This window comes from Lentzea sp. NPDC051213 (assembly GCF_044455585.1).
In the GTDB taxonomy this organism is placed as follows: Bacteria; Actinomycetota; Actinomycetes; order Mycobacteriales; family Pseudonocardiaceae; genus Lentzea.
In genome coordinates this window covers 1,050,346-1,074,924 of record NZ_JBITEX010000002.1, presented here as the reverse complement: position 1 = coordinate 1,074,924, position 24,579 = coordinate 1,050,346, and the positions used below count along the sequence as shown (strand labels likewise).

At 68.8% G+C, this 24,579-nt stretch carries 26 protein-coding genes; 9 read left to right on the top strand and 17 right to left on the bottom strand.

The annotated features are described in order from the left end of the window. Nucleotides 1-4 precede the first annotated feature (4 nt). Nucleotides 5-457: a hypothetical protein gene (locus ACIA8G_RS11725; protein ID WP_396418332.1), complete on the top strand. Its 453-nt coding sequence runs from the start codon at nt 5-7 to the stop codon at nt 455-457. A 4-nt stretch (nt 458-461) separates the two neighbouring features. On the opposite strand, the gene ACIA8G_RS11720 is transcribed toward ACIA8G_RS11725, so the two are convergent. Continuing rightward, the gene (locus ACIA8G_RS11720; protein WP_396418331.1) at nt 462-914 is read right to left on the bottom strand and encodes a DUF4396 domain-containing protein; all 453 of its coding nucleotides are present in this window, start codon (nt 912-914) and stop codon (nt 462-464) included. An 80-nt stretch (nt 915-994) separates the two neighbouring features. Between ACIA8G_RS11720 and ACIA8G_RS11715 the strand changes: the two genes are divergently transcribed. The 3 genes from ACIA8G_RS11715 to ACIA8G_RS11705 are packed head-to-tail and all read left to right on the top strand — an operon-like array spanning nt 995 to nt 2,627. Then, on the top strand, nt 995-1,324 hold the full coding sequence (locus ACIA8G_RS11715) for a hypothetical protein (protein ID WP_396418330.1): 330 nt from the start codon (nt 995-997) through the stop codon (nt 1,322-1,324). A gap of 50 nt (nt 1,325-1,374) precedes the next feature. Continuing rightward, on the top strand, nt 1,375-1,914 hold the full coding sequence (locus ACIA8G_RS11710) for a DUF305 domain-containing protein (RefSeq protein WP_396418329.1): 540 nt from the start codon (nt 1,375-1,377) through the stop codon (nt 1,912-1,914). A gap of 47 nt (nt 1,915-1,961) precedes the next feature. Next, nucleotides 1,962-2,627, top strand: coding sequence for a glycosyltransferase family 2 protein (locus ACIA8G_RS11705; RefSeq protein ID WP_396418328.1), 666 nt, complete (start codon nt 1,962-1,964; stop codon nt 2,625-2,627). Here ACIA8G_RS11705 and ACIA8G_RS11700 read toward each other — a convergent pair. After that, nucleotides 2,624-3,520, bottom strand: a complete 897-nt coding sequence (locus ACIA8G_RS11700) for a LysR family transcriptional regulator (protein ID WP_396418327.1) — start codon at nt 3,518-3,520, stop codon at nt 2,624-2,626. The genes ACIA8G_RS11705 and ACIA8G_RS11700 overlap by 4 nt on opposite strands. Nucleotides 3,521-3,592: 72 nt before the next feature. Here ACIA8G_RS11700 and ACIA8G_RS11695 point away from each other — a divergent pair, with 72 nt between their 5' ends. Further along, the gene (locus ACIA8G_RS11695) at nt 3,593-4,603 is read left to right on the top strand and encodes an aldo/keto reductase (RefSeq protein ID WP_396418326.1); all 1,011 of its coding nucleotides are present in this window, start codon (nt 3,593-3,595) and stop codon (nt 4,601-4,603) included. Here the strand turns inward: ACIA8G_RS11695 and ACIA8G_RS11690 are convergent. The 4 genes from ACIA8G_RS11690 to ACIA8G_RS11675 are packed head-to-tail and all read right to left on the bottom strand — an operon-like array spanning nt 4,596 to nt 6,728. Then, the gene (locus ACIA8G_RS11690; RefSeq protein ID WP_396418325.1) at nt 4,596-5,591 is read right to left on the bottom strand and encodes a YdcF family protein; all 996 of its coding nucleotides are present in this window, start codon (nt 5,589-5,591) and stop codon (nt 4,596-4,598) included. The two genes, ACIA8G_RS11695 and ACIA8G_RS11690, sit on opposite strands and share 8 nt — an antisense overlap. 22 nt (nt 5,592-5,613) lie before the next feature. Beyond that, on the bottom strand, nt 5,614-5,781 hold the full coding sequence (locus ACIA8G_RS11685; protein ID WP_396418324.1) for a hypothetical protein: 168 nt from the start codon (nt 5,779-5,781) through the stop codon (nt 5,614-5,616). 22 nt (nt 5,782-5,803) lie between these two features. Further along, the gene (locus ACIA8G_RS11680) at nt 5,804-5,956 is read right to left on the bottom strand and encodes a hypothetical protein (RefSeq protein ID WP_396418323.1); all 153 of its coding nucleotides are present in this window, start codon (nt 5,954-5,956) and stop codon (nt 5,804-5,806) included. Nucleotides 5,957-5,984: 28 nt separating this feature from the next. Then, complete coding sequence (locus ACIA8G_RS11675) at nt 5,985-6,728, bottom strand: phosphotransferase (protein WP_396418322.1); 744 nt, start codon at nt 6,726-6,728, stop codon at nt 5,985-5,987. Nucleotides 6,729-6,953: 225 nt separating this feature from the next. On the opposite strand from ACIA8G_RS11675, the gene ACIA8G_RS11670 reads away from it, so the two are divergent. After that, nucleotides 6,954-7,715 (top strand): IclR family transcriptional regulator, encoded by a 762-nt coding sequence (locus ACIA8G_RS11670; protein ID WP_396418321.1) that lies wholly within the window; start codon nt 6,954-6,956, stop codon nt 7,713-7,715. A 30-nt stretch (nt 7,716-7,745) separates the two neighbouring features. Continuing rightward, on the top strand, nt 7,746-9,191 hold the full coding sequence (locus tag ACIA8G_RS11665) for an aldehyde dehydrogenase family protein (protein ID WP_396418320.1): 1,446 nt from the start codon (nt 7,746-7,748) through the stop codon (nt 9,189-9,191). Nucleotides 9,192-9,200: 9 nt separating this feature from the next. Here ACIA8G_RS11665 and ACIA8G_RS11660 read toward each other — a convergent pair whose 3' ends face one another. From ACIA8G_RS11660 to ACIA8G_RS11630, 7 genes are all read right to left on the bottom strand, one after another. Then, nucleotides 9,201-9,833, bottom strand: a complete 633-nt coding sequence (locus ACIA8G_RS11660; RefSeq protein ID WP_396418319.1) for a response regulator — start codon at nt 9,831-9,833, stop codon at nt 9,201-9,203. Continuing rightward, nucleotides 9,830-10,693 carry a sensor histidine kinase gene (locus ACIA8G_RS11655; RefSeq protein ID WP_396418318.1) on the bottom strand — a complete coding sequence of 288 codons (864 nt, stop codon included), beginning with the start codon at nt 10,691-10,693 and terminating at the stop codon, nt 9,830-9,832. Before ACIA8G_RS11655 ends, ACIA8G_RS11660 begins: the two co-directional genes overlap by 4 nt. Continuing rightward, the gene (locus tag ACIA8G_RS11650; RefSeq protein ID WP_396418317.1) at nt 10,690-11,898 is read right to left on the bottom strand and encodes a serine hydrolase domain-containing protein; all 1,209 of its coding nucleotides are present in this window, start codon (nt 11,896-11,898) and stop codon (nt 10,690-10,692) included. Before ACIA8G_RS11650 ends, ACIA8G_RS11655 begins: the two co-directional genes overlap by 4 nt. A 97-nt stretch (nt 11,899-11,995) precedes the next feature. Continuing rightward, nucleotides 11,996-13,543: an MDR family MFS transporter gene (locus tag ACIA8G_RS11645; protein ID WP_396418316.1), complete on the bottom strand. Its 1,548-nt coding sequence runs from the start codon at nt 13,541-13,543 to the stop codon at nt 11,996-11,998. Beyond that, complete coding sequence (locus ACIA8G_RS11640) at nt 13,540-14,178, bottom strand: TetR/AcrR family transcriptional regulator (RefSeq protein ID WP_396418315.1); 639 nt, start codon at nt 14,176-14,178, stop codon at nt 13,540-13,542. The genes ACIA8G_RS11645 and ACIA8G_RS11640 overlap by 4 nt, the downstream gene beginning before the upstream one ends. A gap of 62 nt (nt 14,179-14,240) precedes the next feature. Next, complete coding sequence (locus ACIA8G_RS11635; RefSeq protein ID WP_396418314.1) at nt 14,241-14,993, bottom strand: DUF427 domain-containing protein; 753 nt, start codon at nt 14,991-14,993, stop codon at nt 14,241-14,243. A 37-nt stretch (nt 14,994-15,030) separates the two neighbouring features. Then, a complete protein-coding gene (locus ACIA8G_RS11630) occupies nt 15,031-16,014 on the bottom strand; it encodes a ribose-phosphate diphosphokinase (protein WP_396418313.1) in 984 nt (327 codons plus the stop codon). Nucleotides 16,015-16,283: 269 nt separating this feature from the next. On the opposite strand from ACIA8G_RS11630, the gene ACIA8G_RS11625 reads away from it, so the two are divergent. Together ACIA8G_RS11625 and ACIA8G_RS11620 are read left to right on the top strand one after the other, a co-directional pair. Beyond that, a complete protein-coding gene (locus ACIA8G_RS11625; protein WP_396418312.1) occupies nt 16,284-16,418 on the top strand; it encodes a hypothetical protein in 135 nt (44 codons plus the stop codon). Between the two features lie 82 nt (nt 16,419-16,500). After that, nucleotides 16,501-18,000 (top strand): alpha/beta fold hydrolase, encoded by a 1,500-nt coding sequence (locus ACIA8G_RS11620; RefSeq protein WP_396418311.1) that lies wholly within the window; start codon nt 16,501-16,503, stop codon nt 17,998-18,000. 57 nt (nt 18,001-18,057) lie between these two features. On the opposite strand, the gene ACIA8G_RS11615 is transcribed toward ACIA8G_RS11620, so the two are convergent. The 4 genes from ACIA8G_RS11615 to yicI all read right to left on the bottom strand — a co-directional run bounded on the left by ACIA8G_RS11615 (nt 18,058) and on the right by yicI (nt 24,557). Further along, the gene (locus ACIA8G_RS11615) at nt 18,058-18,861 is read right to left on the bottom strand and encodes an expansin EXLX1 family cellulose-binding protein (protein ID WP_396418310.1); all 804 of its coding nucleotides are present in this window, start codon (nt 18,859-18,861) and stop codon (nt 18,058-18,060) included. A gap of 61 nt (nt 18,862-18,922) precedes the next feature. After that, on the bottom strand, nt 18,923-20,587 hold the full coding sequence (locus tag ACIA8G_RS11610) for a cellulase family glycosylhydrolase (RefSeq protein ID WP_396418309.1): 1,665 nt from the start codon (nt 20,585-20,587) through the stop codon (nt 18,923-18,925). Nucleotides 20,588-20,746: 159 nt separating this feature from the next. Continuing rightward, a complete protein-coding gene (locus ACIA8G_RS11605; RefSeq protein ID WP_396418308.1) occupies nt 20,747-22,054 on the bottom strand; it encodes a DUF1996 domain-containing protein in 1,308 nt (435 codons plus the stop codon). A gap of 274 nt (nt 22,055-22,328) precedes the next feature. Then, nucleotides 22,329-24,557 carry an alpha-xylosidase gene (gene yicI, locus ACIA8G_RS11600; RefSeq protein ID WP_396418307.1) on the bottom strand — a complete coding sequence of 743 codons (2,229 nt, stop codon included), beginning with the start codon at nt 24,555-24,557 and terminating at the stop codon, nt 22,329-22,331. Between the last annotated feature and the right edge of the window lie 22 nt (nt 24,558-24,579).

The window sequence follows — 24,579 nt, the reverse complement described above, 5'->3', positions numbered from 1 at the left end:
GCCCATGAGCGCCAGCGACTTCGACTTCCTGCACGGACAGTGGCAGGTGGCCAACACCAAGATCGCCGACATCGTCGGCCACGGCACCGAGTGGACGGAGTTCACCGCGTCCGCCGAGGTCAGACCGATTCTGGGCGGCGCGGCGAACGTCGACAGCTTCCACGCGGACGGCTGGGAGGGCATGACGCTGCGTCAGTACGACCCCTCAGCCGGCATTTGGCGCATCTGGTGGGCCTCCACCCGCGCTCCCGGTCACCTCGACCCGCCGGTCGAGGGCCGGTTCACCGACGGGCACGGCGTTTTCTTCGGCGACGACGTGGTCGGCGGGCACGAGGTGAAGGTCCGGTTCGACTGGACGCCCGGCACGGAGCCCGTGTGGGAGCAGTCGTTCTCCTACGACGACGGAGCGAGTTGGGAGAAGAACTGGACCATGCGGTTCAGCCGCATGGTCCACTAGACGTTCAGTGGTGGTGCTGATGGACCACGGCGTGGCCCTTGCCGCGCGCGATCATCCACCGGTTCACCGGCACCGTCACCACGAACGCTACGGCCAGTGAGAACGCCAGCGCCGCCCAGAACACCCAGTTCGCGAGGCCCGCGTTCATGGCGCCGGGCACGAGCACCATCACGGCGTTGTCGACGATCTCCATGACCGCGATCGAGACCGTGTCCGCCGCCAGCGCCACGCCGAGGGCGGCCTTGAACGCGAGGCCCGACCTGAGCACCGGGCGGATGGTCAGCGCGTAGCCGAACACGAACGCGAGCACCACGGCCAGCACGATCGTGGCGAGGTTGCCCCAGCCCAGCGCCGTGCCGATGACCATGCCGAGCACCTCGCCGATCGCACAGCCGGTGAGGCAGTGCAGCGTCGCGGAGATCGCCTGCCTGGTGAGACTCGCGGGAGCGTGATCCATCTCGTCCTCCTTCAGGGGTCGTGCCGAACATACCCCTAGGGGGTATCCGTATCAAGCCATACCCCGGTACCGTGTGTCACATGACGAGCCGCCGGTTCACCCAGTGGGTGCTGCTGTGCGCGCTCGTCTTCGCCGTCGCAGGCATGCACCATGTCGCAGCGGCGGAAACCCCGCACGCCGAACACTCGGTCAGCCACCAGCAGGAACCCGAACCGCACGAGCACGACCTGCTCCACGTGTGCCTCGCGGTCCTGGCCGCGGTGGCCCTGGCCGTGCTGACCTGGTTGTTCCACAAGACCGCACTCCCCCAGCGCGTGGCGCACCCGAGCGACCCGCCGCTGAGCACACCCCAGCGTCCGCCACCGGGCGGCAGACCTCTCCTCACGACTCTCTGCGTGCTGCGGAACTGAGTTCGTCAGTCCACTCCAGCACTGTCCACAACCGCAGAGAGAAGAAGACCTTGAAGAAGTCCCTCATCGGGGCTGTCGTCGGCATGCTCATTTTGAGCGCCTGCAGCAGCCCGGCCGCCAGCACTGACACCCAGACTGGCACCCGCACCACCGCGGACGTCACGTTCGCGCAGGACATGGTCCCGCACCACGAGCAGGCGCTGGAGATGGCGAAGCTCGTGCCGTCCCGCAGCTCCAACGACAACGTCCGCGGGATCGCCGGACGCGTCGAGAAGGCGCAGGACCCGGAGATCGCGCAGATGAAGGCTTGGCTCGAACAGTGGGGCGCGCCCAAGAAGGAGCACGAGGGCCACGGCACGACCGGGATGATGAACCCGGACGAGATGGCGAACCTGGAGAAGGCCACCGGCGCCGAGTTCGACAGGATGTGGCTCGGCCTGATGATCAAGCACCACGAGGGTGCCGTCGAGATGGCGAAGACCGAGCTCGCCCAGGGCAAGGACGCCGGCGCGAGGAAACTCGCACAGGCGATCATCGACGGTCAGCAGCAGGAGATCACTGAAATGAAGGACCTCCTGCGGACCATCTGACGGTTCGGGGGCCGGGTCGTCCCGGCCCCCGTGCCACGATAGCGATCATGACGCTCGCGTTCGCCGTCATCCCCACCCACGACCGCCCGGCCGAGCTGCGGCAGACCATCGCCACGCTCGGCCTCCCGCCGCACCGCGTGCTCGTCATCGACAACGCGAGCTCGCCGCCCGTCGCGGAGGTGCCGGCGGTGATCGTCCGCGACGAGGAACAGCCGCCGAACCTGAGCCGGTTGTGGAACATCGGCCTGGACTGGGCGCGGGAGCAGGCGGCCGGTGAGCCGTACGCGGTGGCGCTGCTCAACGACGATCTGGTGCTGCCACCGGGGTTCATGGCCGCGATGGTGGCCGCGATGGAGCGAACCGGCGCGGTGATCGCCTACCCGGACCAGTTCGGCCTGGGCGAGGACTGGCACAACACCGTGCAGGGTCCCATCGTGCCGAGGCAGAACCGGTTGAGCGGGTACGCGTTCGTGCTCAACGGGCAGGCCGCCCTGCGCGCCGACGAACGGTTCCGCTGGTGGTACGGCGACGACGACCTGGAGTGGCGGGCCCAGGCGCTGGGCGGCACGGTCCTGGTCGGTGGCGTCACCGTGGAGCACCTGCGCCCCAACGCTTCCACCACCGGGAACCCGGTGCTGCACGAACAGTCCAAGGTGGACGAACAGGCGTTCATCGCGAAGTGGGGCAGGCCCGCCTGGGAGCGCAGGAGCTAGCCGTACCGGGTCAGGTCGGTGGTGGCGGCCAGCTCGCGGACGAGCGCGCGGAGGTTGGCCACGAGTGGGCTGTCCACCAGCCACACCAGATCGGTGTAGGCCTTCTCGCCGGTCAGCGGCACGAACACCACGCCGCCGCGGCGCAGCGTTTGTGCCGACTCGGTCAGCCGCGTGACGCCGACACCGGCGGCGACCAGGCCGAGAAGGTTCTGCACACCGCTGGCCCGTTGCACGACGTTCGGCTCGAAGCCCGCGTCGCGGAAGTCCTGCGCGAAGCGCTCGTGCCACAACGGCCACGAGCTCGGCTCGGTGAGCACCCACGGCTCGTCCGCGAGGTCGGCCAGCGTCAGCTCGGCCCTCGCGGCCAGGCGATGTTCCTGCGGCAGCACCGCACATGCTCGTTCGACGACCACGGTCTGAGCCGCCAGGTCCGGCACGAGCGGTGGCCGGGTGAACGCGGCGTCGTACCGGCCCTCGCGCAGCCCGGCCACCAGCCTGGCGACGTCGGTGTCCTCCGCGATCAGCTCGACCTCGGGATACCGCTCGCGGAAGGCCCTGACCACCGGCGGCAGCAGGAAGTTCGCGGTCGACGACAGGAACGCCACCGCGAGCCGGCCGACCTCTCCCCGCGCGGCCCGCCGGACCGTCGCCACCGCCTCGTCCGCGCGGGCGAGGACCGCGCGGGCCTCCGGCAGGAAGACCTCGCCCACGCCGGTCAGCCGGGTGCCGCGGGTGTCCCGGTCGAACAGCCGCACGCCGAGCATCCGTTCCAGGGCGTTGATCTGCTGCGAGAGCGACTGCTGGGTGATCACCAGCTGCCGGGCGGCCCCGCTGAAGCTCAGCTGGTCGGCGACCGCCACGAAGTACCGCAGATGACGCAGCTCAGGACTCACAGTCTCGAACTGTAACCGCTGCAGGGAGGCTGTGTTGGCGCCACGGCGGTGGTGGCGACGACTGTGGAGATCATGAAACGCAGGATTCTTGGCGGTACCGGAATGTCGGTCAGCGAGTACACCCTCGGCGCGATGATGTTCGGCGCCTTCGGCAACTCCGACCACGACGAGTCCGTGCGGATGATCCACACGGCCCTCGACGCGGGCATCAACCTCATCGACACGGCCGACATCTACTCGGACGGCGAGTCGGAGCGGATCGTCGGCAAGGCGTTGAAGGGCCGGCGCGACGACGTGGTGCTCGCGACCAAGTTCGGCTGGCCGGCGGAACCGGAGGCCGGTGGCTCGCGGCGCTGGATCATCCGCAGGGCCGAGGAGAGCCTGCGGCGCCTGGACACCGACCACATCGACCTCTACCAGATGCACCGCCCCGACCCGGACACGGACGTCGACGAGACGCTGTCCGCGTTGTCCGACCTCGTGCGGGCGGGCAAGGTGCGGGCGATCGGGTCGTCGACCTTCCCCGCGGAGGCGATCGTCGAGGCGCAGTGGGTCGCCGAACGGCGCGGGCACCAGCGGTTCCGGGCCGAGCAGTCGCCGTACTCGATCATGACGAGGGGCATCGAGACCTCGGTGCTGCCGACCGCGCGGCGCTACGGCATGGGTGTGCTGACGTGGAGCCCGCTCAACGGCGGCTGGCTCTCCGGCCGGGCCGACCCCACCGCGGCGTCCGGCAGCCGCGCCACCGCGGGAGCGCCGCAGTTCGACCTGACGATCCCGGAGAACCAGGTCAAGCTGGAGGCCGCCGGGAAGCTGTCCGCGCTCGCGGCCGAGGCCGGTATCGAGTTGCCGCACCTCGCGACCGCGTTCGTCCTGGCGCATCCCGCCGTGACCTCGGTGATCATCGGTCCGCGCACCCCGGAGCAGCTGGCCGGTCTGCTGGCGGGTGCCGGCGTGGAACTGAGCGAGGACGTGCTGGACCGCGTCGACGAGATCGTGCCGCCGGGCAGGAACCTGCGCCAGGAGGACGTCTACACGACCTCGCCGTCCCTTGTGGACAAACGACTCCGCAGGATCAGTTGATCTGGGTCAGCGCGAGACCACCCGCCATCAGCAGCGCGCACGCCAGGCCGTGCACCAACGGGTTGCGGACGAGCAGCGCCACGAACTCCCGCAGGAACGCGCTGGGCACGAAGTACCAGGCCGTCGGCGCACCGATGACCTGCAGCCGCAGCCCCTGCTTGCGGGAGAGCACGGCGGTGCGGAAGACGTGGTAGTTGTTGGTGACCGCGGCGATCCGGCCGGTGAGACCTCGTTCGGCGAGCAACGCCTTGCTGTACTTGAGGTTCTCCTCGGTCGTGGTCGCCTGGTCCTCCAGCACCACGTCGGCGTCCGGCACGTCGCGGTCGAGCAGGTACTCGCGCATGGCCGCGGCCTCGGACACGTCCTCGTCGGCGCCCTGCCCGCCCGACACCACGAGCACGGGTGACCGCCCCGCCGCCTGGTCGCGCCGGTAGAGCCGCAACGCGCGGTCGAGCCGGCTCGCCAGCAGCGGCGGCACCCGCGATCCGACCAGCCCGGCGCCGAGCACCACGATGCCGTCGAACCCGCTGCGCCGGCCGGTGCGGCCGTAGATCATCGCGTACAGCACCAGGCTCACGAACAGGAACGCGATGTACGCCGACACCAGGAACAGCCCGATCGCGATGCCGCGGATCCAGTCGTTGGGCTGGCTGATGCCCCACGCGAAGTAGACCATCTCGCCGAGCAGGGCGAGCCCGGCGAGCAACGACAGCAGGTTGCCCAGCGACCGGCCCTCGCGGCGGACCATCACCAGGCCGTTGGCCAGCAACGCCAGCGGGAGCAGGATCAGGCCCAGCACGGCCAGCATGAACCCGAGCAGCAGCGGGATGCTCAGCACCGGGTTGTCCCTGCCCGCCTCGGCGAGCAGCAACAGCAGCATCACCAGCGAGATGCCGAGCCAGATCGCGTTGCTCAGCCGGCGCCGGTCACGCACCACCCCGTACACGAAGAAGACCGCGGGGATGAGGAACAGCAGGCCGGCCAGCACCGGCCCAGCGTAATACCGAAGATCACTCGTCGCGCTCGGGTTCGGGCGCGGGCTTCGGGCGCGGCCTCAGCTGCACGACCCCCTGCGTGAGGTCGAGCGGCCCGGTCTCCTCGTAGTCCTCGCCGGTACCGGAGTCCGTCGACTCGCTGCGGAGTTTGCGTCCCGGGAACAACTCACCCAACTGCCCCATGCCCGCGACTTTACGCGTTCTCTCAGAACAGCGCGATGAGCAGCACGATCACCGCGACGACCACGAGAACGGGAATCAGCACCCCACCGGACGGCCGGCGGTAGTGGCTGCGGACCGTGGTGGTGCGGAACCAGCTGTACGGCGCGCTGCGGCGGTGTCGTCGTACCCAAGGCATCTTCGACACTCCTTCTGACGGTGGCTTGTCACCGGTGGGATACCCCTATGTTCAGCCGTTCACGTACTCCGTCCAGCCCAACTGCGGCGAGCTGCGGATCACCGATGTCGTTGCCGTACAGCACTTCGTGCCACGGACCCAGTTGATGCCAGGTCAACGCCCGTTCCCGCAGCTCCGCGGTCACGCCGTAGGTCTCGGCGAGCGCGCCCGCGAACTCCGGTGACGTCGAGTGCAACGCCCAGGCCAGGTCGATCGCCGCGTCCCCGAGGTGCAGGTCGCCGAAGTCGATCACCCCGGTCAGCACTCCGGCGCGGTCCAGCACGTGCTCGGGCCCGAGGTCGCCGTGCACGAGCGTGTCCGCGGGCAGGCCGTCGATCCTGGCCAGCAGCTCCTCGCCGCCTGTCACGTGCGGCAGCACCTCTGCCCGGAACCGCTCGACCGGAAGCCGCATTCCACCGGCACCGAGCCGGGCCGCCTCCGCGGTGGGTGCGGCGTGCAGGGCTCGCAGGAACTCCCCGAGCTGCCGGCCCTGCACGGCGTTGAACTCCGTCAGCTCGTCGCCGGGCACCAGTTCGTGCCGCACCACCAGCGGTGAGCCGGACACGACGACCGGCACCGGAACGGGCAACGGCAGCCGCGGCGCGAGCCAGGGCATGATCACCGACTCGCGCACGAGCTGCGGCTCGATCTCCGGGCGGCGCGGGCGCCGTTCCACCCAGCGCCCGCCTACCAGGACCGCGGTGCTGTCCCAGCCTTCGCCGAGGTACGTCACGCGCCCAGTGTCACCCGCGGCTCCCGCGCGTCCGAACGACTTTCGTCTGGCCTGGCGACTCACCGAGGTGCGTCAGCCACGCCTCCGGCACGACTATTCGCCTCACCGAGGTACGTCACGCGCCCAGTCCCACCCGCCGCCCCCACGCCTCCGAAACGACTTTTCGCCTGGCCGGGCGACTCACCGACCCAGCGGCATGATCCGCCCACGGGGCATCATTCGCAGATGGCCGCCACCGTCTCCTCGAAGCTCCTCTCGCTGCTGGGCACCTTCGACACCCGCCACCGCAGCCAGACGCTCAGCGGGATCGCGCGCCGCAGCGGCCTGCCGATCAGCACCACGCACCGGCTGCTCGCGGAACTGCTGGCGTGGGGCGCGGTGCGGCGGCTGGATTCCGGGGAGTACGTGATCGGGCGGCGGATCTGGCGGCTCGGGCTGCTGGCGGCGGGCGAGGTGGACCTGAGCCGGGTCGCGGAGCCGTTCCTGCACGACATCCACGCCGCCACGCGCGCGGTGGTGCACCTGGCCGTGCGGGAGGGCACCGAGGTCCTGTACCTCGACCGGGTGTCGGGGCACGCGTCGGTGCCGATCGTCAGCACGACGGGCAGCAGGTTGCCGTTGCACTCGACCGGGGTCGGCAAGGTGTTGCTCGCGCACGCGCCCGCCGAGCTGCAGGAGGACGTGCTCGCGCACCGCCTGACCCGGCTGACCGCGTACACGGTCACCGAGCCGGGACGGATGCGGGCGCAGCTGCACCGGATCCGGCGGGACGGGTACGCGCAGACGTTCGAGGAGATGACGCTCGGCGCGTGCAGCGTGGCGGTGCCGGTCGAGGTGGACGGGCACGTCGTGGCGGCGCTGGGGATCGTGGTGCCGGACCTGCGCAACGTGCGGGCGCGGCTGGTCGCGGCGTTGCAGGTGGCGGCGCGGGGAATCGGCCGGACGCTGGAGTCTGGTTTCCACCCACCGGAAACCGGGCTTGGTTGACGCTCTTGCCCGGGGCTCTACTCTCCAACCGTGGCAAGCGAAACTCAGCTGCTGTTCATCGGTGGCGAAAGCGTTCCCGCACTGGACGGTCGCACGACCGACGACCTCAACCCGTACACCGGCGGGGTGCACGCCGTGGTCGCCGCGGCAGGACCCGCGGACGTCACGAGAGCGGTCGATGCGGCGCACGAGGCGTTCACGCAGTGGTCCGCGACCTCGCCGTCGGTGCGGCGCGGGATCCTCCTGCGGGCGGCGGACGACCTGGAGGCCAGGACGCCGGAGGCCGTGCAGCTCATGGCCGCCGAGGTCGGCGGTGTCGCCGGGTGGGCCGCGTTCAACGTGATGCTGGCGGCGAACATCCTGCGCGAAGCCGCCGCCGCGGTCACCCAGCCCGTCGGCGAGGTGCTGACGACCGAGACGCCGGGACAACTGTCGCTCGCGGTCCGCGAGCCGCTCGGCGTGGTCGCGGCGTTCGCCCCGTGGAACGCTCCCATCATCCTGAGCGCGCGGGCCGTCGCGGCACCGATCGCGGCCGGGAACACCGTGGTGCTCAAGCCGAGCGAGGACGCGCCGATCGCGGCCGGGCTGTTCGTCGCCGACGTGCTGCACGAGGCGGGGCTGCCTCCCGGCGTGCTCAACGTCGTGACCAACGCGCCGGCGGACGCGGCGGAAGTCGCGCAGGCGCTGATCACCGATCCGCGGGTGCGCGCGGTGAACTTCACCGGCTCCACCGAGGTGGGCCGGATCGTAGGAACCCTTGCCGCGCAGCACCTCAAGCCCGCCGTGCTGGAGCTCGGCGGCAAGAACGCGCTGCTCGTGCTCGACGACGCCGACCTGGACCACGCCGTCGACGCGGCGACGTTCGGCTCGTTCCACAACGCGGGCCAGATCTGCATGTCCACCGACCGGATCCTCGTGCACCAGGCGGTGGCCGAGGAGTTCACCGCGAAGCTCGCCGCGAAGGTGGCGTCGCTGCCGCACGGCGACCCGGCCGACCCCGGCACCGTGATCGGCCCGGTGATCAACCCGCGCGCCGCCGAACGCGTGGCCGCGCTGGTCGCCGAGGCGGTCGGCTCCGGCGCCCGCGTCCGGGCCGGCGGCGACGGGGCCGCGACCGTGCTGGACGGCGTGACCCCGGACATGCGCGTCTTCCGGGAGGAGATCTTCGGCCCGGCCGTGGTCGTCGTGCCGGTCGCCGATGACGACGAGGCCGTGGCCATCGCCAACAACACCGAGCACGGCCTCACCGCGGGCGTGCTCACCGAGGACTCCCGGCGCGGCCTGGCACTGGCCCGCCGCATCCGCACCGGCATCGTGCACGTCGGCAACCAGACCGTGGACGACGAACCGCAGGTGCCGTTCGGTGGCGTGAAGGCCAGCGGGTACGGCAGGTTCGGGGGCCGCTGGGGAATCGAGGCGTTCTCCGCTACCCGCTGGGTCACGATCGCCGGGGAGCACGGCCACTTCCCGTTCTGAGTCACGCCACTAGCAGAGTCCCGCCTCGTGCGCGACGATCGCCGCCTGCACCCGGTTCTGCGCCCCGAGCCGGGTCAGGATGGCGCTCACGTGCCCCTTCACCGTGCCCTCCACGAGGTCCAGCCTGCGCGCGATCTGCGCGTTCGACAGCCCTTCGCCCAGCAGCGCCAGCACATCTCGTTCCCGCGCGGTCAACGACTCCACCCTGGTCCGAGCCTGGCTGAGCCTGCCGCCGCGGAACCGTGTGATCATCCGCGCCGCCACTTTGGGCGCCAGGTAGGCGCCGCCGGATGCCAGCGCGTGCACGCCCGCGATCAGCTCGCGCGGATCACCTGACTTCAGCAGGAACCCTTTAGCGCCGCCGTCCAGAGCCTGCTCGAGGTAGCCGTCGTCGTTGAACGTCGTCAGCATCGCGACGCTGAAATCCAGGCGCGCCAGCTCGACCGCTGCCTGCAGACCGTCGAGGCGGGGCATCCGGATGTCCAGAAGGATCACATCCGGGCGGTGCTTGAGCGCCAGATCGATGGCCTCGCGACCGTCCGACGCCTCCGCCACGACCTCGATCCCGGTGTCCGAACCGAGGATGGCGCGCACCCCGGCACGCACCATCGCCTCGTCGTCAGCGAGCAGAACGCGAATCACGACTCCCCCGAGTGCGGCAACGTCGCAACCAGCTCGAACTTCCCGTCGCCGCGACTGATCCGGAGCGTACCTCCCGCGAGCCGCACCCGTTCGCGCAACGCGACCAGGCCCAACCGGCTGCCCGCACCACGGCGCAGCGCGGCGTCATTGGCGGCCTCCACCACTGTCGTGGCATCCGCCGTCGTGACGCTCAACGACAAGACCGACTTCGGCGCGTGCTTGGCGGCGTTGGTCAACGCCTCCTGCACCACCCGGCGCACGGTCGGCTCCACTGAGGACGGCACCCCACCGTCCACGGACAACTCCACCCGCATCCCTGCCGCCACCGCGCGATCGACCATGTCCCGCAGGCTTTCCACCGCCGGCGGATCGCCGTCACGCAGCAGGAACACCAGGTCCGCCAACCGTTCCGTGGCACCGGAGGCGGTCATCCGGAGCTGAGCGGCGGCCGCCTGGTGCTCGGCGGGCAGGGTCATCTCCAGAGCACCCGCCTGCAGGGCCAGCAGGCTGAGCTCGTGGCCCAGGGTGTCGTGGACCTCGTGCGCGATCCGGGTGCGTTCGCGCAGGTGAGCGGCCTCGACTCCGGCCGCGGCCAAGGCGGCCTGCTGGTGCGCGACACGACCGAGGAACCACGGCAGCGCCACCGCCAGCGCCACGACGACGAGCTGGGTGAGCCCGACGAGGCCCGCTGCGGCGAACAGGATCGCGGGCCAGGCAGGGGCCATCTTGCGGCCGAGCAGGAAGGCGACGACGAACACCGCGGCGCACACCACGACCGTCCAAGGCGGCACGGTCTCGGTCATCAACAACGACATGCCGAAGGCAACGGCGACACAGGCCGCGAGAGCCACGATCCTCATCGCTGCCACCTCACCACGGCCACGCTGATGTTCATCACGCTGGACACGCCCAACCACACCACAAGAGGCAACGAATAGTGCGCCAGTTGGTAGAAGGTGATGTCCCGCCCGCCGTACAACACACCCAGCAGCATCGGCAACGCCAGCAGCACCCCGAGCGGCACCAACCTCAGCACCTGCCACGCCTTGTGGAACCGTCGTGGCCGCCGCAGCGCACGCACGTAAAGCACCAGGGACAGCAGCGTCAGCGCCGCCAGCACCAGATCGGTGAGCAGCCGGTACGACGTGGGCTCCGCGGGTACCTTACCGTCCACGATGTCGGCGAGGCTGTTCTCCAGCGCGTGGGTGCCCTCGTTGCCAAGGGTGATGCCGCTGTTGGCCATCACCGCGATCCCGTACCCGGACGGCGTCAGCAGCTGCCCCGCGGTGGAGGTGAACCAGATCCCGTTGTGCCGCAACCGTCCCTGGTCGTCGGTCTCCCAGCCCATGCCGTCCTGGGGCGCCAGCTTCGGCTGCTGGGCAAGCCATTTCGCCATGTCCGCCGCCGTCGTGATCACCCCGTCGGAACCAGCGACGAACCGGTCCGGCTCGGTCAACGGCATCGAGAACCCGTAGGCGTACCCGAAACCCTTGCGGTAGTCCGGCGGCAGATCGCGCGGCGTCACGTCGATCGCCACCGTGTCCCGCATGCCGAACGGTTCGAAGATGTGCTTCTTCAAGTACTCGTTGAACTTCTCGCCCGAGGCCAGCTCGACCAGCCGCGCGGCCAGGTGGTAGTTGGTGTTCGTGTAACGGAATCCGGTGCCGGGTTCGGCGCTGAGCAGGGCCTGTTGCGCCCGCTCCACCGCCTCCGCCGGCGTGTTCGGCTGCGGCAGGCTCTTCTCCGGCAACGCGCGGTCGCTGAGACCCGACGTGTGGGCGAGCAGGTGGCGCGGGGTGACCCTGGACCCGAAGACCGGGCGGTCCAGGTCGATCTTGCCCGCGTCGGCCAGCTGCCGCACCGCCAGCGCCGTGAACGACTTGCTGACCGACGCGATCGCCATCTTCGAGTTCACGGTCATCGGCGCGCCGGTCGAGTCGTGACCGTACGCCTCGACCGCGATCACCTGATCCCCCTTGGTGATCGCCACCGCGACCCCCGGATAGGAAGCCTCGCCCGAATAGGACATCACCAGCGCCATCACCGCGCCCAAGATGCTGTTCATGACCGGAAACCTAGGGAGCGACCGGCGCGGAAACCCGACCCGAAAGACAGGGCGGACCCCCGACGAAAGTCAGGGGTCCACCCGGAAACGCGAACGATCAGTGGCCCGCGGCCATCTCCGCCGCCAGCCGGTCGTCACCGCTCTGCTCCTTGAGCGGCTTCTCCTTGATGAACGCCACCGCCAGCAGCGCCAGCACCGCGAACGGCGCGCCCACCAGGAAGATCTCCGCGGTCGCCGTCGCGTAGATGTCGGCGATCACGGCCTTGATCTCCGGCGGCAGCACCGAGATGTCCGGCACCGCGTCGCCGCCCGAGGCCACCGGGCCGAACTTCTCGGCCGTCAGCGACGAGACCTTGGTGGCCAGCACCGCGCCGAGCGCCGACACGCCGATCGCGCCACCCAACGAGCGGAAGAACGTCAGTGTGGACGTCGTGGTGCCGAGGTCCTTGGCCGGCACGTCGTTCTGCGCGGCCAGGACCAGGTTCTGCATCAGCAGGCCGACGCCGACGCCGAGCACGAACATGTGCACGGACACCATGAACACCGTGGTCTGGGCGGTGATCGTGGACAGCAGCAGCATGCCGCCGACCATGGTCACGCCACCGGCGACCAGGAAGGCCTTCCACTTGCCGTACTTCGTGATCAGCTGCCCGGCCACGGTGGACGAGATGAGCAGGCCGAAGATCAGCGGCAGGCCGAGCAGGCCGGCCTGGGTCGGCGTCTTGCCCAGCGAGAGCTGGAAGTACTGCGAGAGGAACACCGTGCCGCCGAACATCGCGACACCGACCAGGGCGCTCGCGATCGTGGCCAGCGAGACCGTGCGGTTGCGGAAGATCGACAACGGCACGATCGGGTCGTGCGCGGTGGCCTCGACCCGCACCGCCGCGACCAGCAGCAGAACGCCGACGGTCACCAGCAACGCGGTCCAGCCCGACCACCAGTCGAACTTCTGACCGGCCAGCGACGACCAGATCAGCAGCGTCGAGACACCGGACACGATCAGGAACGCGCCCAGGTAGTCGATCTTCACGTTGTCCTTGCGCACGACCGGCAGGTGCAGGGTGCGCTGGAGCAGCCAGATCGCGGCCAGCGAGAACGGCACGCCGATGAAGAAGCACCACCGCCAGCCCAGCCACGAGGTGTCGACCAGCAGGCCACCGATCAGCGGGCCGGCGACAGTGCCGACGCCGAACACGGCACCGAAGAGTCCCGAGTACCGGCCGAGCTCACGCGGCGGGATCATCGCGGCCATCACGATCGTCGCCAGCGCCGTGACGCCACCGGCGCCCAGGCCCTGCACCACGCGGCTGACGATGAGCATCTCGATGTTCTGCGAGAAGCCCGCGATCAGCGAGCCGGCCACGAACAGGCCCAGCGACGCCTGGATGAGCAGCTTGCGGCTGTAGAGGTCGGCGAGCTTGCCCCACAACGGCACGGTGGCCGTCATCGCGAGCAGCTCGACCGTGACGATCCACGCGAAGATCGACTGCGAGCCCTTCAGCTCGGCGACGATGCGCGGCAACGCGTTCGACACGACGGTGCCGGCGAGGATCGCCACGAACATGCCGAGCATGAGGCCCGACATCGCCTGGACTACGTCGCGTTTGCTGTGGACTGGTGGTGGCGCATCGATTTCGGTGCTCATGATCCCCCCATGCTGTTGTGCGGTTTGTCGTGGTGCGGCGCGTGAGCCAGCCCGGTGCCGAACAGGTCGAACGCCTCGGCGACCAGATCACCCAACGCCGTGGTGTCGTCCTGTGCCCACCGAGTAACCGCACAGCGGAACGCGGCGGTCCCGGCGGCCACGAGCAGCCGCGGGTACACGTGCGACTCGGGCAGCCCTGCCCGGTGCGCCACCGCCTCGGCCAGCAACTGCTCGGACGCCGCGCTGCTGGTGAACGCGCGGACAAGCAGATCCGGTCGCTGCATCAGGACTTCCTTGCGCAGCAACCAGAGGTCACGGGCGTTGTTCAGCTCGTCGTCGATCTCGGCGAGCACGGACGTGCGGAAAGCGTCGAACGGGCTGATCCCGGCGGGTGCGTCGTGGACGCGCGCGGCCATGCGCGGACCCGCTTCGGGGTCCGTGCCGATCAGCGCGTCGTCCTTGCCGGCGAAGTAGTTGAAGAAGGTCCGCACCGAGACGTCGGCCTCGGCGGCGATCTCCTCAACGGTGACGTGGTCGTAGCCCTTCTCGGCGGCCAGGCGCAGCGTCGCCCGCTCGAGCGCGGCACGGGTGCGGCGCTTCTTGCGGTAGCGCAGGCTCTCCCCCGGTTCGTTCACCAGGCAAGCGTACAGGATCGTTTTGCAGAGACTGCAAGTTTGCAGAGTGTGAAGTGCGTCGCTTACGACCAGGGGGTTTTCGGTTTCGGCTGGAGCTCACCGTCGACGTAGAGGTCGACCTTCTCGCTGAAGAAGCAGGCCATCCCGGCGACCTTCTGACTCTCCGGCAGCGGCTCCCGGTAGATCCACACCAGGTCCTCGTGCACCACGCCGCCGACCTCGACCGACCAGTACGCGGCGGTCCCCTTGTACGGGCACTGGGTCCGCGTGTCCGACGGCCTGAGCAGATCGAATCGAACGTCGCTCAACGGCAGGTAGTAGCGCGGGGGAAGGCTCGTCTCGAACAGGATCCGCGGTTGCGACGACGCCGCCAGCGTCACCCCGTTCAGCGCGACGCGGACGTGCCGCGAGCTCCCCAGCACGTCGACCCGCTTGTACGGGTCGCGCGGGTGCACGTAGATCGGCTCGTCCTCCTCGAGCCACTCGTCCATGGCCGCGAACTCGAACCGGACCAGGTCCCGCAGCGCCTCGATCGGCGAGTCGGGGTAGGTCAGCGCCGCGCCCTTGGCCGTGCCACCGGCCGTGACGACGTCGTGCAGCACGCCTTCGCCCCTGCTCGGCGAGTGCTTGGTCTCCCCGGTCGGCTTCAGCTCGACCCGGACGGAGGAAAGAGGCAGGTAGTAGGCCGGGTAGTAGGGGATCTCCCAGACCAGCCGCGGCGAGGTCGAGTCCACGACCAGTTCGCCACCGAAGTACACACGGACCCGCTTCGCCGAGTGCTCGACCCGGACCCGGCCACGCTGCTCGTCACCCATGTCACAGGTCAACGCACAGCGACGCGCTCCTCTTCCGTCAGGCGTTCCCGTCGAACAGGCTCGTGACCGACCCGTCCTCGAAGACCTCCTGGATCGCCCGCGCGAGCAGCGGCGCGATGCTGAGCACGGTGAGCCCTGGGAACCGCTTCTCGTGCGGGATCGGCAGGGTGTCGGTGAGGACGACCTCGCGGGCCTTGCTCTCGATGAGCCGCTCGTACGCGTCACCGGACAGCACGCCGTGCGTGGCGACGAGCACGACGTCCTTCGCGCCCTGTTCGAGCAGCTGCCGCGCCGCCCCCGTGCTCGTCTGCGCCGTGTCGATCATGTCGTCGACCACGACGCAGGTGCGGCCGGCGACGTCACCGACCACCCGGTTGGCCAGGACCTCGTTGGGCCGCAACGGGTCACGGGTCTTGTGGATGAACGCGATCGGGCAGCCGCCGAGCAGGTCGGCCCACTTCTCCGCGAGCCTGGTGCGACCGGCGTCCGGTGAGACGATCGTGAGGTCCTCGCTGCGGTACCTGGCACCGATGTGGTCGGTGAGCAGCCACATCGCGTGCAGGTGGTCCACCGGGCCGTCGAAGAAGCCCTGCGCCTGCGCGGTGTGCAGGTCGACGGTGACGATCCGGTCCGCGCCCGCGGTCTTGAACATGTCGGCGACCAGCCGGGCCGAGATGGGTTCACGGCCGGCGTACTTGCGGTCCTGCCGGGCGTACGGGTACGACGGCATGACGGCCGTGATCCGCTTCGTGGAAGCGCGTTTGAGCGCGTCGACCACGAGCAGCTGCTCCATCAGCCAGTCGTTGATGGGCGCACTGTGGCTCTGCATGACGAACGCGTCGGCGCCGCGCACCGACTCCTCGAATCGGACGAAGATCTCGCCGTTGGCGAAGTTGTAGGCGGCCTGCGGCGTGATGGCGACGCCGAGGTGCTTGGCCACGGCCTCCGCGAGCTCCGGATGTGCCCGGCCGCTGAGCAGGATGAGCTGCCTCTTGGCGACGCCTGGCTTCCCGCTGACCATGGTCACGCTCCAGTTCGTCTCGCGATCAACTACCGATCGTTCAGGATGGCCACGAGATCACGCAACGCACGTGTCCGCACTACGAGATTCCACGTAACCGGGCAAATTCGAGTAGCCCGTCAGGCACACACACGACTGGTCTCAACGTAGGCGTGCAGTCCCACCGTCGGTAGAAAACCGTGACAATGGATTCACCTCATGGGGTACGGCTCGTGTGATTTCTTGATCAGCGTGCTTGAGGGGTCAATGACCATGCCTACGCTCGACGCATGCCTGACCGACAGGACGCACCCGGACCGACACCGCCACCACCACCGCCGAACCCGGTCGTCATGAGCACGCCGATCCACGACCAGATCGCGACTCGATTGGGGATTCGCCACAAGCGCCGCCGTGCTGATTGACAGTCCCCTACTTTCGGCCGTCGACGAACGGCCGCCGACGAGATAGGAATGGCCCCTCTGCGGACAAGAGGGGAGCTTGTCGATGCGTTTCACCGTGCTTGCCGCCGCAGCGGCACTCATGATCACCGGCACACCCGCGGTACAGGCCGACGTGGTGCAGGACTACGGGGCCCCGCGGATCGACTGGGCGGCCTGCGGCCCCGAACACCCCGGCTTCGACTGCGCCTCGGTGAAGGTACCGCTGGACTACGACAACCCGCGTGGCGCCACCACGACGGTGGCGCTGGCACGCAAGCCCGCGACGGACAAGGCGCGCCGGATCGGGACGCTGTTCCTCAACCCCGGCGGGCCGGGCGGTTCCGGCGTGGACTTCGCGTTCGGCTGGGGCGAGCGCCTGGACACCAACCTGCAGGGCCGCTTCGACATCGTGGGCTTCGACCCGCGCGGCGTCGGCAGGTCCGACCCGCTGCACTGCTTCAAGAGCGAGGAAGACCTCAACAAGTTCTTCGAGGGCATTCCCGGCTTCCCGTACCAGAAGGCGCAAGAGAAGCCGTTCTTCGACCGGTACCGCTCGCTCGGGCCGGAGTGCCTGGACGACCAGCCGATCGCGCGGCACATGAGCACCGCGGACGTGGTGCGGGACCTGGACCTGCTGCGCCGCTCCGTGGGTGACCGCAAGCTCACCTACCTGGGCTTCTCGTACGGCTCCTTCCTCGGTGCGACGTACGCGAACATGTTCCCGAACAACATCCGCGCGCTCGTCATCGACGGCGTGCTCAACCCGGAGCTGTGGTCGAGCGGGCGGCAGATCGAGTCCGACCGGATCGCGACCAAGGAGGAGTTCCGCGAGTTCCTCCGCAACTGCGACGAGGCCGCGTGCGTCTTCGGCCCGAACTCGGAGAAGCGCTGGAACGCACTGCTGGCGTCGGTGCGCGCCAAGCCGATCGAGCTCGGCGGCCAGACCTTCACCTACGACGCCGTGGTCAACACCGCGCTCAGCGCGATGTACAACCCGCGGAGCTGGCCGCAGACCGCGGAGCTCTTCGACCAGCTCTCGGACGCGGCAACGACTCTTTCCGTTGCGGCGGAACCGGATTACGACAACGGCTTCGACGCCTACAACGGCAACGCGTGCGCGGACATCGAGTACCCGCGCGACCTCCGCACGTACAGCGCGGTGGCCCGCTACGCCGAAGCAGGCTCGGAGTTCGGTCCGGCCTGGTGGTGGGCCAACGCGGCGTGCGCGAACTGGCCGACCAACCAGGACCGTTATGCAGGGCCGTGGCGCACCCGCACCAACGCACCGGTTCTCGTGGTGGGCAACCACTTCGACGGCGTGACGGACTTCCGGGGCGCGCAGGCCGTGAACAAGCAGCTGGCGGGTAGCCGGTTGCTGGCCTACGCGGGTTGGGGGCACACGGCGTACGGGCTGAGCAAGTGCGCCAGTGACCACACGAACGCCTACCTGCTCAACGGCACGTTGCCCGCGGTCGGGACTGTGTGCCCGGCCAACCCGAACCCGTTCCTGCCGGCGGCAGCGGCGGATTCGGGGCCGATCTTCGAGCCGGCCAAGCGGCGATAGGCGTACGCGGGGCGCTTTCGTACCGTCCAGCGGTACGAAAGCGCCCCCGCACCCACCTCAGCGGGCTGCGAACTGCAGGCTCGTCGCCTGAACCACGTCGGGTTCGATCGGCGGGGAACCGAGGACCAGCCGCTCACCGTAGATGTCGGTGACCGCGACGGGCCCGCCGCAACCGGCACCGTTCTCGGAGAGAAAGTAGTTGTAGTCGGCGCGCCGCAGTTCCCTCCACTGCCCATCGACCTGAATCTCCAAGCGCGCCAGCGGGTTTCGGTGGTCGATCGTCTGGACACCGCACCACCACCGGCTTGACCCGGCCTTGTACCGCAGGGAGATCTTCTTGGTGGGCTCGGGGCTGACCAGCGTCCAGGTCACCGGGATCTCCCCCAGCTTCGGGTCTGCGAGCCGAGCGAACGCCTCCTCGCTGAGGTCCAGCTGACCGGCCCGGCACGGCGCCGGGCAGAGGTTCGTGACGCGCACCGTGACGCTCTTGCCGTTGGCCGCGCGTACCAGGACATGGGCACCGCACGCCTTGGAGTCCTCGTAATCCGACCAGTTCATCGCGACGGTCAGGGGATCCGGGCTCGAGTCGTACAGGCAGAAGCCGCCACCGTCGGAGTCGTAGAAGGTCGCCGGACCGGTGCGGGTGACGCCCGGCTTGATCTTCCCGGCCAGCGGCGCGTCGACCGTGACCGTCACCGGCGCGGTGGTGGCCGCCGTGCTCGGGGCCGCCTCGGCCACCGGACCGACGACGCCGGCAGCGACGGCGCGGCCGGTCACGCCCTCACCGTTGTGCAGCACCACACCCGCCGTCGCCAGCGACACCGCGACGACCGCCACCACCACAAGCCACTGTCTGCGCACAACACTCCGTTCACCCACGTTCGGTAATCAGGCGAGCCTCAGCCCAGCGAGCAGCCGATGGTCATGGCGTCACCACCCCCGTCACGGCGCTGCCCGACTTGGTCACGGAATACATCACCGTGAGGCCACTCCAGTAGTGGAACGTGAGCGTCACCGGCGAGTTGTCCCGGACTGCGGCGAAGAAGTCGGCAGTCAAGGCGGTGGTGCCGTTCGGGTAGTCGGGCTTGAACGTGCGGTCGTACTCCTTGAACGACGTCCAGTCGTGCGGCCCCGCGTTGGTGCCGTCGGCGTACCTGGCCTCCATCGTGGCGAGCAGGTCACCGCGGAACGCCGTCGGGATCGCGAACGATGCCGTTGTGCCGCTTGAGTTCGACAGCACCGGCCGATCGTGGGTGATCACGTGCAACCGCCAGGCGACGCCACGGGAGAACCGGGCCGTCAGCACCGCGTTCGTGCCGTACGGCCGCGATCCGCTCAGCCGGGTCAACGCCTGCGCGGTCAGGGTCAGCCGGTCCCCCGAGACGGTGTAGTCCCTGCCGCGCACCAGAGCGGTGTCGCCATGCCACAGCCCCAGGAACGTCGTTCCGTTGAGGTTCAAGGTGATCGTCTTGGCGGTGATGGCGCTCGACCGCTCGTTGAACACCTGGTCGGTGAACGCCGTGCCGGAGCGGGTCGTCCAGCTCGACCTGATCTGCGCGAAGAGCTCGGGATCGCTCCACCGCAACGATGTCCGGCCTAGGTGCTGACCGTTGTCCCACAGCATCGTGGTGATCTTCTTGGCCCGTGCGTAGTAGCCGAGGTGCTCGAAGAACTTGAGTTTCTCGCCCTGCTCGATGGTCCCGGTGTGGCGGTCGAAGCCGAGCAGGCCGTACTCGCCGAGGATCACCGGGACGCCCTTCGCGACGAAGGCGCTGTGGACGCGGTCGAAGTAGTCGGTGAGGTCCTTCTGCGCGATGGCGTCGAAACGCGTGCCGCCCGCGATGTTCACGCTGAACGGCCAGTAGCCGTAGTAGTGGACCGTTGCCGCCAGGTTCGGGTCGTTGAAGCCGCGCATCTGGTTCGCCAGCGCGTCGACCAGCGGCTGGTTCGCCGAGGTGTGCAGGGTCGGCAGGACCAGCAGGCGACCGGCGTTGTTGCCGCCCGACCGGCGCACGATGTCGCGGAACGACGCGTTCAGCTCGTTGAGCAGCTCGATCTCCTGCGCCTGCCCGGAGCTGCCGGTGAACTGCGGCTCGTTGACGCTCTCCAGCGTCAGCCTCGGCCCGAAGTCCCGGAACGCGGCCGCGAGCTGCCGCCAGACGGCGTTGAAGCGGTTCACCACGCCGGCGCGGTCCGCCGGCATGGTGTTGATCCACTGCCACGAGTCGTGGTGGAGGTTGACCATCACGTACAGGCCGCGCGCCACAGCCCAGCGCACGACCTCCTTGACGCGGTCGAGATACGCCGCCTCGATGGTGTGGTCCGGAGCCGGCCCGAGGTGCGCGCTCCACGTGACGGGGATGCGGATGCTCTTGAAACCCTGCGCTTTCACGTTGTCCAGCAACGCTTCCGTGATGCGCGGGTTGCCCCACGACGTCTCGTCGCCACCGGTCGAGTCCAGCGAGTTGCCGAGGTTCCACCCCGGCTGCATCGCCGCGACCTGGTCCATCGCACTGCGCGCTCGGGCGTCGGCCGCAACGACGACCGGGGTGACACTCCCGGCGATGACCGCTGCCGCGGCCACCACCGCACTGATCCATCGTCGGAACGACTGTGTTTCAACGAATAACCGCGACATGAACCGAAAACTGGCACGGCGCCAGGTACTCGTCAAGACAACCGCCACAAATCGATGCGCTTCGACGAATTCGATGGCGCAGAATCGTCGAACGACGCTCCGAACAATTCACTCCCGGCACTTCTTGCCGGTGTTCACGCAGTTGACGAGCCTGTCCATGATCTGCTGCGACATCACGTTCGCGAAGTCGTCGTGGTCGGAGAACGGGTTGTGCTTCTCCTCGGGAAAGGAGTCGACCGCGTACTGGCCCCGCTGCTGGACGTCACGGGGGATGTTGTAGGTCAACGAGATTCGCAGCTGCGGCACGGCCTTGAAGCCCTTCGCGCACCTGCCCCCGGCGTCCGGGTAGATGATGTGCTCGCGGTGCTTCGCGGAGTCGATGTTCTTGCCGTCCCAGCAACTCGGGAAGTCGTGGATGCGCTTCACCTTCGAACCCTGCGGGCAGATCGGGTACTTGTTGAGCAGCACCTCGTCCTCGAAGCCCGTGCAGGTCCACGAATCCTTGGCGTTCTTCGGTCCGTTGGTGCCGACCTTCGCATCGCCGTAGAGCACACGCAGGAACTTCGGCATCGCGACGACCTTGCCCGCCGGGCTGCCGCGGAACGTCAGCTCCGCGACCTCCGGGCGCTGGATCTCGCCGTCGTTGCCGGGCAGCTCGTTCTCACCGCCACCGTCACCACCGCCCAGCTTGCACGGCGCCAGCTGCTCGAGGCCCTGCGGGCGCTGTGCGTTGCGGCCGATCGCGATGGCGATGCGGTCGATGGTGGCGACCCGCTTGTCCTTCAACGGTCCCACGATCGCGTTCTGGTTGAAGTTGGGATCGCCGGGGTTCTCGTTCTTGGCCAGGCGCTTGTTCGCCTCGTCGATCTGGGTCTTGAGCAGCGCCAGGTTGCGGTCGACCTCCGCCTTCGCCTGGCTCGGAACCGCCGGCAGCTTGCTCGCGACATCCGGGCAGCTCACGACTTTGGCCTCGGCCTCATCGTCGTCGTCGATGCGCACGACGGGCCAGAAGTAGGCCGACTTGTCCCCGTTCTTGCAGGTCGTTCCCGCCCGCTCCAGCGACTCGTTGGTCGAGTCCGCGTTCGTCGAGAGGTTGCCGACGTAGTCGTGCAGGTGCTGGGCACCGTTGCGGACACCGGGCTGCGCGATGAAGTTGTCCGGGTTGAAGTGCTTGTTCTCGTTGCGGCCGCAGTCGACGGTGAACGTGCCGGTCGTCGCGTCGTTCTCCGGTCTGGGCTTCTTGACGTTGGGCTTGACCTTCGTGATGTCGACGAAGGAGCCCTTGTCCGCCCCGTCCGCCAACGCGGGCACTTCGCCGCCGGTCGTCGTCGCCACCGCGAGCGCGGCGACCGCGGTCAGGCCGAGCAGACCCGCGGCGACCTTCAGCACGAGGGGCCGTCCTTTGTAGAGGCTCATGCCACGGGGTACGGACCGGAGACCGGATCGGCTCATTTCGACTGCGTTCGAATCGAATAACTGTCGAACGCCGCCTGCTGCAGCCTGTCCTACAGGCCGGAAAGCGCTTTCCAACGCAGGGCCAGCGGCTTCCTCACCGAGATCGCGAACGCGGGCAGCGCAGATCGCCGGTGTCGTGGCGAGGCACTGCGAGACCAACGCATTCCCGTTTCCAGTCACCTCAAGTGAAGCTGACACGGGTGGTACGGCCGCAACGGCCGAACCACCCGCCGGGTCAGACGTCCTCGATGGTCAGCGTGTCGCCGCCGCCCGCGATCGGCTCCGCGACCGAGGGGAACTCGACCTGCCACGCCGACGGCGGCGACTCGACCTCCACGGCGATCCTGTTGCCGCTGCGACGAGTGTGGAACGTGGAACCGGCCACCTCGGTGGTGACCGAGGCTCCGTCGTCGAGCTGGTGGATCCGCAACGTGACGCCCTCGGCGTAGTCGTAGTCCGGGCGGTCGTCGACGGCGCCGAGCGGGAGCACGGTGTTCGGCCGCACCAGCAACGGCACGGTGAGGAAGTCGCACGACATCGTTGTCCACCGGCCGCCGGGCACTGGTTCACCGGTGAAGAAGTCGGTCCACACGCCGTCCGGCACGTAGAACGACACCTCGCCGCTGTCGGAGAACACCGGCGCCACCAGCAGACTGTCGCCGAGCATGTACTGCCGTTCGAGATGCGTGCACGCGGGATCGTCCGGGAACTCCAGCGCCATCGCCCGCATCATCGGCGTGCCCTCGGTGGCGGCCTGCAGAGCCGCGTGGTGCAGGTACGGCATCAGCCGCGCCTTGAGCTTCGCGAAGACCCGCAGCACGTCGACCGCCTCCTCGTCGAACAGCCACGGCACCCGGTACGACGAGCTGCCGTGCAGGCGGCTGTGCGAGGACAACAGACCGAAAGCGATCCACCGCTTGAACAACGCGGGCTCCGGCGTGCCCTCGAAGCCACCGATGTCGTGGCTCCAGTAGCCGAAGCCGGACAGCCCCAGGGAAAGCCCGCCTCGCAGGCTCTCCGCCATGGCCTCGTAGGTCGACTCGCAGTCCCCGCCCCAGTGCACCGGGAACTGCTGCGATCCCGCGGTGGCGGCACGGGCGAACACCACGGCTTCACCGTCACCGCGCCGCTTGCGCAACACGTCGAAGACCGTCTTGTTGTAGAGGTAGGCGTAGTAGTTGTGCATCCGTTCGGGATCGGAGCCGTCGAAGTACACGACGTCGGTGGGGATCCGCTCGCCGAAGTCGGTCTTGAAGCAGTCCACGCCCTGGTCCAGCAAGGTCTCCAGCTTGGCCGCGTACCACTCGCGGGCGGCGGGGTTGCTGAAGTCGACCAGCGCCATGCCCGGTTGCCAGAGGTCCCACTGCCACACGTCACCGTTCGGCCTGCGCAGCAGGTAGCCGCCCTCGACGCCTTCGGCGAACAGCGGAGACCGTTGCCCCACATAGGGGTTGATCCACACGGAGATCCGCAGGTCCCTCGACTTCAGCCGGTCCAGCATGCCGACCGGATCGGGGAACATGCGCGGATCCCACTCGAAGTCGCACCAGTTGTACTCGCGCATCCAGAAGCAGTCGAAGTGGAACACGCTCAACGGCAGATCGCGCTCGATCATGCCGTCGATGAAGCCGGAGACCGTTTGCTCGTCGTACGACGTCGTGAACGACGTGGACAGCCACAGGCCGAACGACCACATCGGCGGCACCGTCGGCCGGCCGGTCAGCAACGTGTACTTGCGCAGGATCTCCTTGGGGCTGGGGCCGTAGATCACGAAGTACTCCAGCGTCTGCCCCTCGACGCTGAACTGCACGCAGGACACCTTCTCGGCGGCGACCTCGAACGACACGTGCCCCGGATGGTTGACGAAGACGCCGTAACCCGCGTTGGTCAGGTAGAACGGCACGTTCTTGTACGCCTGCTCACTGCTCGTGCCGCCGTCGGCGTTCCAGATGTCCACCACCTGGCCGTTGCGCGCCAACGGTCCGAAGCGCTCGCCGAGGCCGTAAACCACATCACCGACGCCCAGGTCGAGCTGGTCGCGGACGTAGTGCCTGCCGTCCAGGGTCATGAAGCCCATGCCCTTGGTGCGACTCGCCGTCAGCACCTCGCCGTCCGCGACGAACTCGACCTTCCAGTCGCGGCCGACCCTCACCTCCAGCGCACCGGACGTGAGGGACTCATCGGTGAGGTGCACGTAGGGCTCGGCCGTGGCGAGGGCGAACTCCGGGTGCCTGCGTCGTTCGCCCTCGAAGTGCGTCAGGCTCACGCCGATCACGTCCGGCATCGGCGAGGAGAAACGGACCGTCGCCACCGGGCCCTGCAACAGGTCACCGCGATGGCGGATCGGCCGGGTCGGCGCGTGGACCACCAGCTCCCCCGCCGCCTGGGTGATGTCGTAGACCTCGACCGGATGAGCCGCCTGCACGCCGTCGCGCAGGAGCCAGTACCCGTTGCTGAATTTCATTCGACCGCTTTCGCCGTTCGAA